Origin of the sequence: Streptomyces beijiangensis, from assembly GCF_017315755.1 — a bacterium.
Classification (GTDB): Bacteria; Actinomycetota; Actinomycetes; order Streptomycetales; family Streptomycetaceae; genus Streptomyces; species Streptomyces beijiangensis.
The window spans coordinates 1-8688 of record NZ_JAFLRJ010000342.1; the positions used below are offsets into that span (position 1 = coordinate 1).

General features: G+C 69.3%; 9 protein-coding genes. 5 read left to right on the forward strand and 4 right to left on the reverse strand.

The window, feature by feature from the left end:
* Window positions 1-218, reverse strand: a 218-nt coding sequence (locus J0695_RS44245; protein ID WP_242553380.1) for a S1 family peptidase, incomplete at its 3' end; no start/stop codon positions are given.
* Here J0695_RS44245 and J0695_RS30000 point away from each other — a divergent pair.
* On the forward strand, window positions 133-945 hold the full coding sequence (locus J0695_RS30000; RefSeq protein WP_505383616.1) for a S1 family peptidase: 813 nt from the start codon (window positions 133-135) through the stop codon (window positions 943-945). The two genes, J0695_RS44245 and J0695_RS30000, sit on opposite strands and share 86 nt — an antisense overlap.
* A 174-nt stretch (window positions 946-1119) precedes the next feature.
* The gene (gene adhE, locus J0695_RS30005) at window positions 1120-3714 is read left to right on the forward strand and encodes a bifunctional acetaldehyde-CoA/alcohol dehydrogenase (protein ID WP_206967303.1); all 2595 of its coding nucleotides are present in this window, start codon (window positions 1120-1122) and stop codon (window positions 3712-3714) included.
* Window positions 3715-3782: 68 nt separating this feature from the next.
* Here adhE and J0695_RS30010 read toward each other — a convergent pair whose 3' ends face one another.
* Window positions 3783-4433, reverse strand: coding sequence for an acetate uptake transporter (locus tag J0695_RS30010; protein WP_206967305.1), 651 nt, complete (start codon window positions 4431-4433; stop codon window positions 3783-3785).
* Window positions 4430-5479, reverse strand: a complete 1050-nt coding sequence (locus tag J0695_RS30015) for a DUF3533 domain-containing protein (RefSeq protein WP_206967307.1) — start codon at window positions 5477-5479, stop codon at window positions 4430-4432. The genes J0695_RS30010 and J0695_RS30015 overlap by 4 nt, the downstream gene beginning before the upstream one ends.
* Window positions 5480-5678: 199 nt before the next feature.
* On the opposite strand from J0695_RS30015, the gene J0695_RS30020 reads away from it, so the two are divergent.
* Window positions 5679-6542, forward strand: coding sequence for an esterase/lipase family protein (locus tag J0695_RS30020; RefSeq protein ID WP_206967309.1), 864 nt, complete (start codon window positions 5679-5681; stop codon window positions 6540-6542).
* Window positions 6543-6604: 62 nt separating this feature from the next.
* Here J0695_RS30020 and J0695_RS30025 read toward each other — a convergent pair whose 3' ends face one another.
* Window positions 6605-7600: a lytic polysaccharide monooxygenase auxiliary activity family 9 protein gene (locus tag J0695_RS30025; protein ID WP_206967311.1), complete on the reverse strand. Its 996-nt coding sequence runs from the start codon at window positions 7598-7600 to the stop codon at window positions 6605-6607.
* Between the two features lie 138 nt (window positions 7601-7738).
* On the opposite strand from J0695_RS30025, the gene J0695_RS30030 reads away from it, so the two are divergent.
* On the forward strand, window positions 7739-8182 hold the full coding sequence (locus J0695_RS30030; protein WP_206967313.1) for a GNAT family N-acetyltransferase: 444 nt from the start codon (window positions 7739-7741) through the stop codon (window positions 8180-8182).
* Between the two features lie 42 nt (window positions 8183-8224).
* Window positions 8225-8688, forward strand: a 464-nt coding sequence (locus J0695_RS30035; RefSeq protein ID WP_206967315.1) for a class I SAM-dependent methyltransferase, incomplete at its 3' end; no start/stop codon positions are given.

Consider the following 8688-nt stretch of genomic DNA (forward strand, 5'->3'; position numbering starts at 1 on the left):
GAGCCGAGGCCCTTCACCACACCGCTGAGCCTGGTGAGCTCGGCGCCGGACACGGTCCGGTCCGCGGTGACGACCATCTTGTTGCTGACCGGGTCGATCGCCCACGACGTACCGCCGATGGAGGCCTTGTCGGTGAGCGTCTGCCGGGCGAGAATCGTCCAGAACTCGCTCAAGGAGCTCACGAGCGCCCGGCAGACGCTCACCGACAAGGCCTCCATCGGCGGTACGTCGTGGGCGATCGACCCGGTCAGCAACAAGATGGTCGTCACCGCGGACCGGACCGTGTCCGGCGCCGAGCTCACCAGGCTCAGCGGTGTGGTGAAGGGCCTCGGCTCCACGGCCGTACTGAAGAAGAGCGCGGGGGAGTTCAAGCCGCTGATCGGCGGCGGCGACGCGATCTGGGGCTCGGGCGGCCGCTGCTCGCTCGGCTTCAACGTCGTCAAGGGCGGTGAGCCGTACTTCATCACGGCCGGACACTGCACCGAGGCCATCACCAGCTGGTCCGACTCCCAGGGCGGCTCCGAGATCGGCGCCAACGCCGCCTCCGACTTCCCCGGCCACGACTACGGCCTGGTGAAGTACACCTCCGGCACGGCGCACCCGAGCGAGGTGAACCTCTACAACGGCTCCACCCAGGCGATCACCAAGGCGGGCGAGGCCACCGTCGGCATGGCGGTCAAGCGCAGCGGCTCCACCACCCAGGTGCACGGCGGTACGGTCACCGGCCTCGACGCCACCGTGAACTACGGCAACGGCGACATCGTCAACGGGCTCATCCAGACCGATGTCTGCGCCGAGCCCGGCGACAGCGGCGGCTCGCTCTTCGCGGGCGACACCGCGATCGGACTGACCTCGGGCGGCAGCGGCGACTGCACCTCCGGCGGGGAGACCTTCTTCCAGCCGGTGCCCGCGGCACTGGCGGCCTTCGGGGCGACGATCGGCTGATCGCCTGTTCCACCTTCGGGCCCGGCCCGTCCCTCGTCGGACGAGCCGGGCCCTTCGCCGTCCGCACGGGGACCTTCGGCCCCTCGACTGGGGGCTTTATCGGGCCCATAAGGCACCGGTAAAGCAGTCCCATGGAGGTATCAGCGAAGAGAGCGCGCCGAAGGAGAACCTGCTATGGCGGTCAACGAGATGGTGGACGGACTGGTCGAAGGGGCGCTGGAGGCGCTCGACGGGTTCGGGTCGTTCACCCAGGAGCAGGTCGACCACATCGTCAAGAAAGCCTCGCTGGCCGCACTGAGCCTCCACGGCGAGCTCGCGAAGCTCGCCGTCGAAGAGACCGGCCGCGGGGTCTTCGAGGACAAGGCCGTCAAGAACCTCTTCGCCTGTGAGCACGTCACCAACTCCATGGCCGGGCTGAAGACCGTCGGCGTCATCAGCCGCGACGAGCTGAACGGCATCACCGAGATCGCCGAGCCGGTCGGCGTCATCTGCGCCATGACCCCGGTGACCAACCCGACCTCGACCACCGTATTCAAGGCGCTGATCGCGCTGAAGACCCGTAACCCGATCGTCTTCGCCTTCCACCCCTCCGCGCAGAAGTGCTCCGCCGAGGCCGCCCGCATCGTCCGCGACGCGGCGGTCGCCGCCGGGGCCCCTGAGCACTGCGTGCAGTGGATCGAGGAGCCCTCGATGGAGGCCACCGGCCTGCTGATGAACCACGCGGGCGTCTCCACGATCCTGGCCACCGGCGGGAACGCCATGGTCAAGGCCGCGTACTCGTGCGGCAAGCCGGCGCTCGGAGTCGGCGCGGGCAATGTCCCCGCGTACGTCACCAGGAGCGGCAAACTGCAGCGCGCCGTCCACGACATCGTGCTCTCCAAGTCCTTCGACCACGGCATGATCTGTGCGTCCGAGCAGGCCGTCATCTTCGACACCGAGGTGTATGAGCAGGGGATCGCGGAGCTGCAGCGGCTCGGCGCGTACGTCGTCACGGCCGCCGAGAAGACCAAGCTGGAGGACTTCGTCTTCGGTACGACGGCCTTCGCCGCGGACTGCGCGGGCGGCAAGCTGAACGCCTCGGTCGTCGGCAGGTCCCCCCAGTGGATCGCCGAGCAGGCCGGCTTCGAGGTCCCCGCGGACACCGCGATCCTCGTCGCCGAGTGCGCCGAGGTCGGCACCAACGAGCCGCTGACCCGCGAGAAGCTGTCCCCGATCCTGGCCGCCCTGAAGGCCGGTTCCACCGAGCAGGGTCTCCGGCTCTCCGCGCAGATGGTCGAGTTCAACGGCCTCGGGCACAGCGCCGCCATCCACACCGAGGACGAGGAACTGGCCGAGGAGTTCGGCAGGCGTGTGAAGGCGGTCCGCATCATCGTCAACGCCCCCTCCACCTTCGGCGGCATCGGCGACGTCTACAACTCCTTCCTCCCCTCGCTGACCCTCGGCTGCGGCTCGTACGGCCACAACTCGGTCTCCAACAACGTCACCGCGGTCAACCTGGTCAACATCAAGCGGATCGGACGGCGCAACACCAACATGCAGTGGTTCAAGGTCCCGCCGAAGATCTACTTCGAGCGCAACTCCATCCGCTACCTCGGCGAGATGGACGGGCTGAAGCGCGTCACGCTGGTCACCGACAAGACCATGGGCAAGCTGGGCTTCGTACAGAAGGTCACGGACATCCTGAACGCCCGCGAGGGCAGGATCGTCCTCCAGGTCATCGACAACGTCGAGCCCAATCCGGAACTGGCGACCGTGCGGAGCGGCGCCGCGATGATGCGGGACTTCGAGCCGGACACGATCATCGCGCTCGGCGGCGGCTCGGCGATGGACGCGGCCAAGATCATGTGGCTGATGTACGAGCACCCCGAGATCGAGTTCGCGGACACCAAGGAGAAGTTCTTCGACATCCGCAAGCGCGCCTACAAGTTCCCCTCACTGGGGGAGAAGGCCCAGCTCGTCGCCGTCCCGACCACCTCGGGCACCGGCTCGGAGGTCACCCCCTTCGCGGTCATCTCCGACCCCGCGGCCGCCCAGAAGTACCCGCTCGCCGACTACGCGCTGACCCCGAACGTGGCGATCGTCGACCCCGTCTTCCCGATGGGCCTCCCCGCCACCGTCACCGCCGACTCCGGCTTCGACGCACTGACCCACGCCACCGAGGCGTACGTCTCCGTCTACGCCAACGACTACACCGACGGTCTCTGCCTCCAGGCCATCAAGCTCATCTTCGAGAACCTGGAGCGCTGCGTCGTCGACGGCGCGGGCGACCCCGAGGCCCGCGAGAAGATGCACAACGCCTCGACCGTCGCCGGCATGGCCTTCGCCAATGCCTTCCTCGGCCTGGTGCACGCCATGGCGCACACCCTCGGCAATACCTTCCACGTCGCCCACGGCCGCACCAACGCGCTGCTCCTGCCGCACGTCGTACGCCACAACGGCCAGGTCAGCGGCAAGGCCACCCCGTGGCCGAAGGCCGAGGTCTACCGGGCCCCGGAGCGCTTCCAGGAGATCGCCAAGATGCTCGGACTGGAGGCCGCGACCCCCGAGCAGGGCGTGGAGTCCTACGCCCGCGCCATCGAGGAGCTCCGCGTCAAGTGCGGCATCCCCGCCTCCTTCCAGGAGGAGGGCGTCGACGAGGCGGCCTTCATCGAGGCACTCCCGCAGCAGGCGATGAACGCCTACGCAGACCAGTGCGCGCCCGCCAACCCGCGGATGCCGATGATCGACGACATGAAGCAGCTCATGACCCGGGCGTACTACGGCAAGTAGTCCGACCCCCGGCCAGCAGAGAGGGCCGCCCGGTGCGCCGGGCGGCCCTTTTCTGTACGTACCGAGCCCTACGCCTCCGGCAACTCCGGCGCCACGAACCGCCCCATCGGCAGCACCGGCCGGCCCCAGGTCGACGCCAGGATCTGACCGGCCAGCAGATACAGGGCGCCCGCCGCCGCGGAGAGCCCCGCCCAGCCCGCGACCCGGTTCCAGATCACCTCACCGGTGAAGCCATTGCAGGTCATCGCCACGAACACCACGAGCACACAGGTGAAGGTGGACAGCAGTGCCAGGTGGATCCGCAGACTGCCCAGCCACAGGACGAACACCACGAACACCCAGGGCAGCGTGAACAGCCCCATCGTGTCGCCGCGCAGAGCGGGGTCGACGGTCGGCAGCACCCACTGGAGCATCAGCCCCTTCGCCATCCAGAAGAGCCCGAAGCCGCCGAAGACCGTGGCGTGCCAGGTGTCACCGCGCTGCGCCTGGAAGAGACCGGCGAGCAGCTGCGCGAGCCCGCCGATGAAGAAGCCCACCAGCGGCAGCTCGGAGCCCGCCAGCTTCTCGGGGAAGATGCCCGCGTCGATACCGGTCGCGATGGTGGTCACGACGATGAAGCCGGTCAGACCGAGCGGCCCCAGCTGGGCCTGCGCGGTGGGCTCCATCCGCTTGACGGAGACCGCCTGCTCGGCCGGGCCCGATCGGTGCGGGAAGTTCATGCGGCGATCTCATCCGTGGAGGTGGAGGTGCCAGTGGAGGTGCCGGTGTCCTTCTTGCCCTTACGCAGGGAGGACATGACCAGGGTGATGACGGTGCCCACCACCGCCCACGCCGAGAGCACCAGGAGCGGTCCGGTGACCGCGTTGCCCTTGAAGTACGCGATGGAGCGTGCCACCCAGGTGCCTGCACCCGGTGGCAGCGCGGGCCCGATCGCCTGCCAGAACGGCGGCAGCATCGGCAGCGGGAAGGCGCCGCCCGCGCTCGGATTGCCCGCGACGACGATCACCAGGACGGCCAGACCGATGCCCACGATGCCGGTGAGCGCCTGCAGGGCGAGCGTGATCGCACCGACCGCGAAGACCACCAGCGCCCCGAGCCCCCAGAGCCCCAGGATGGAGCCGGGCAGTGCGCCCAGGATCGGGCCCACGATGACGGCGCCGCCGAGGCCGCTCGCGATCGAGTAGAGCGCCATGGAACCGAGCCTGATCGCCGCGCGGTCGCGGTTGGCGGCCCGGGAGCCTGCGCTGATCGCCAGGATCGAGGCGCAGAGATAGCCGCCGACGCACCAGCCGACGACCAGGTAGAAGGCGGAGAGCCCGTCGAAGTCCTGGTTGGAGGCGGGGGCGATGTCGACCGGCTTCACCGTGCGCTGCTGGGCCTTGTCGACCTGGTAGGCGAGCTTGGTGAGGGCCTGCGCCAGTACGGTGCCGCCGCCCGACGCGACCAGGAGGGTGTCGGTGGTGCTCCGGGGGTCGACGATGAGCGCGCCGTCGATGTCGCGGTTCATGATCTGGCGGCGGGCCTCGGCCTCGTCCTTGACGGCACGCGGGTCCAGCGGGTCACCGGGGAGCTTCCCCAGCTGGGCGACGAGCTGTGGCGCGGCCTGGGCGGGCGCGACCACTCCGAAGGCAACGTCATTCGGCTTGGGGTTGTGCAGAGCGCCCACATAGGACGTGATGAACAACAGCTGCAGTACGAGCACACCGATCACGAGCAGCGCGGCCCGTGGGGTGACGGCGCTCTTCACCTCGTCGACGAAAGTCATGCCCCCACACTCCGGGGCGTGCGGCGATCGTGCAGAGCGGGTGGGCCGAATGGCTGACCCTCCATCAGTTCTTTACTGACGCGTAGCTTCCCCCCGCGTATTACTGGCGCGTAATTTGGCGTGAGCACATCACACCCGTGGTCCGGGCCGCAGGGCGTACAGACATCGCAACTCCCTTGAGCCGCAAGGAGACCGCCCGATGCTGCCCTGGAAAAATCGTGCCCTGAGACCGCTGTCGGCGCTGCTGCTGGCCCTGGCGGCCACCGCCGCACTGCCCGCCGCCCCGGCGACCGCCGCCGCACCCTCCGCCGGCTGGAACAACTACTCCTGCCGGCCCTCCGCCACCCATCCGCGCCCCGTCGTCCTCGTCCACGGCACCTTCGGGAACAGTGTCGACAACTGGCTCGCGCTCGCCCCGTACCTGGTCAACCGCGGATACTGCGTCTTCTCCCTCGACTACGGCCGGCTGCCGGGCGTACCGCTCTTCAACGGCCTCGGCCCCATCGACCAGTCGGCCGCACAGCTGAGCACCTTCGTCGATACGGTGCTGAACGCCACCGGCACCCCCAAGGCCGACCTCGTCGGCCACTCGCAGGGCGGCATGATGCCCCGCTACTACCTGAAGTTCCTGGGCGGGGCCGCCAAGGTGAACTCGCTGACGGGTCTGGCCCCCGACAACCACGGCACCACCCTGAGCGGTCTCGCCAATCTGCTGCCCTACTTCCCCGGAGCGGCCGACATCCTGAAGAAGGGAGCCCCAGGGCTCTCCGACCAGGTGGCTGGCTCTCCGTTCATCACCAAGCTCAACGCGGGCGGCGACACCGTCCCCGGGGTGCGCTACACCGTCATCGCGACCCGCTACGACGAGGTGGTCACCCCGTACCGCAGCCAGTTCCTGGCAGGCCCGGACGTCACCAACGTCCTGCTCCAGGACAAGTGCGGCGTCGACGTCTCCGAGCACGTGACGATCGGGACCGTCGACCGGATCGCCTTCCACGAGGTGGCGAACTCGCTCGACCCGGCGCACGCGACCACCACCACCTGCGCGTCGGTCGTCGGCTGAGAGCGCACGGCGCCCCCTTGTGGGGAAAGGGGCGCCGTGCAGTCCGTACAGGCCGTACGGGATCAGCGGCTGTGACGGCCGCCCGCCGGGACCGCCTTGCGGCGGAGGTTGGCGAAGAGCAGCGCGGCGCCGATCGCGAGGGCGCCGGCACCGCCGATCGTCAGGTACGAGGTGGCGGAACTGCCACCGGTCTCGGCAAGGTTCTCGCCGCCGGCCGGGGACGCGTCAGAGCCGGGGGCCGCCGCGGGTGAGGAGGCGCTGTCCGCCTCCGGCTGGTTGGCGTCCGCCGCGGGCGTCGCCGAGTGGTCGTGGTGGACGGTGGACTTGTCCGAGCCCGCCGCGATCTCCTGGTCGGAGGGGGCGGATGCGGACGGCTCGGGGGTGGTGCCTGCGCCCGTGCCGGAGCCGCCCGCAGAGCCGGTGTCCTGGCCGAAGACCACGTCGGAGCAGGTGTAGAAGGCCTCGGGGGAGTCCGAGCGCTGCCAGATCGAGTAGATGAGGTGACGGCCGGACTTCTTGGGGATGGTGCCGTCGAAGACGTAGTCGCCGTTCTCCATCTTCGGGTCGGTGACGTCCACGAAGGGCGTCGACTCCAGGTCCGACCACTTCAGCGGCTTCGACGGGTCGTAGCTGTCCTTGGTGATGTACAGCTCGAAGGAGCCCTTGTGCGGTGCGGTGCCCTTGTAGCGGAAGGTGTGGCTGCCCGCGGAGAGCTTGCTGGCGGGCCAGTCGGCGCGGGCCAGGTCGAGGCCCTGGTACTTGTCGTTGCCCGCGCTGCACAGCTTGCCGTCGGGGATGAGCTGCTTCGAATTGCCGGCGGCGTTGGCCATGTTGACCGCGTTCCAGTCGTAGAACGCCTGGGACCCGCTGGCCGCGACCGCCGCCTTGCACGCCGCCGACGTGGGGCTCTCGGGGCCCTCCGCGTAACAGCCCGCGACCCGGCTGACCGGGTCCGTCATCGACCCATGGGCGGCTGCCGGCGCTGCGGCAAGAGCGGTCAGCGCGAGGGGGGCGACACCGAGGGCGGTGAGTGCGGCGGCCATGCGACGAACGGTCATCGTGTCGTTCTCCTTGAGAGGGTGTGGGGAGATCAGCACGCTAGCCGCCCGAAACAGCGAAATGGCCTGCTGGGACGGGGTGATGGAGATCCTTACGGTCGCCTTAAGGAAGCACTCAGCGGTCGTTAATGTGGGTCCATGAACGACGACGTACGCCTTGCGGTGGAGAGCGACACGGCAGCGGTGAAGGCCGTGACCGACGCGGCCTACCACCACTACATCGAACGCATCGGCGTCGTACCCGCGCCCATGGAGGCCGATCACGCGGCGAATGTGGCGGCGGGCCGGGTCTTCGTCACCGGTGATCCGGTCGTGGGCGTCCTGGTGCTCGTCCCCGAGGCGGACCACCTCTATCTGGACTCGATCTCGGTCAGCCCCGAGGCGAAGGGCACGGGCGTCGGGCGGCGGCTTCTGGAGTTCGTCGAGGAGCGTGCGCGGGAGCTCGGGCTGCCTGAGGTGCGGCTGCTGACGAACGCGATGATGTGGGAGAACCAGAAGCTGTACGGCTACTTCGGCTACGAGTTCGTGGAGCGGACCGTCACCGGCGTCTACGACCGCTTCCACTACCGCAAGCGGCTCTGACGGTCGGGGCGATTGTCAGTGGTGGCTGCGAGGATCGGTGTCATGACGATCAACTGGGACGCAGAGGCTGCCACGTTCGACGAGGAGCCCGACCACGGGCTGCGCGATGCCGGGGTGCGGGCGGCATGGGCGGTGCGGCTGAAAGGCTGGCTGCCGGGGGAGCCGTCCGATGTGCTCGACCTCGGATGCGGTACGGGAAGCCTCGCGCTGCTCGCCGCCGAGCAGGGGCACCGGGTGACGGGGGTCGATCTCTCGCCGGAGATGGCGGAGCTCGCCCGCGTAAAACTCGCCGGGACCGGGGCAGAGGTGCTGGTCGGCGACGCGGCCCGCCCGCCGGTGGGGGAGCGGCGGTTCGACGTCGTGCTGGCCCGGCATGTGGTGTGGACGCTGGGAGACCCGGCGGAGGTGCTCGGGCACTGGCGCTCCCTGCTGCGGCCCGGCGGGCGCCTGGTGCTGGTCGAGGGCGTCTGGGGTGGTGTGGGGGTGCCCGCCGGGCCGCAGCAGGG

Bases quoted from the DNA above. Each gene is read 5' to 3' on its own strand.
- adhE (WP_206967303.1), top strand. From the start codon at position 1,120: ATGGCGGTCAACGAGATGGTGGACGGACTGGTCGAAGGGGCGCTGGAG.
- J0695_RS30010 (WP_206967305.1), bottom strand. From the start codon at position 4,433: ATGAACTTCCCGCACCGATCGGGCCCGGCCGAGCAGGCGGTCTCCGTC.
- J0695_RS30015 (WP_206967307.1), bottom strand. From the start codon at position 5,479: ATGACTTTCGTCGACGAGGTGAAGAGCGCCGTCACCCCACGGGCCGCG.
- J0695_RS30020 (WP_206967309.1), top strand. From the start codon at position 5,679: ATGCTGCCCTGGAAAAATCGTGCCCTGAGACCGCTGTCGGCGCTGCTG.
- J0695_RS30025 (WP_206967311.1), bottom strand. From the start codon at position 7,600: ATGACCGTTCGTCGCATGGCCGCCGCACTCACCGCCCTCGGTGTCGCC.
- J0695_RS30030 (WP_206967313.1), top strand. From the start codon at position 7,739: ATGAACGACGACGTACGCCTTGCGGTGGAGAGCGACACGGCAGCGGTG.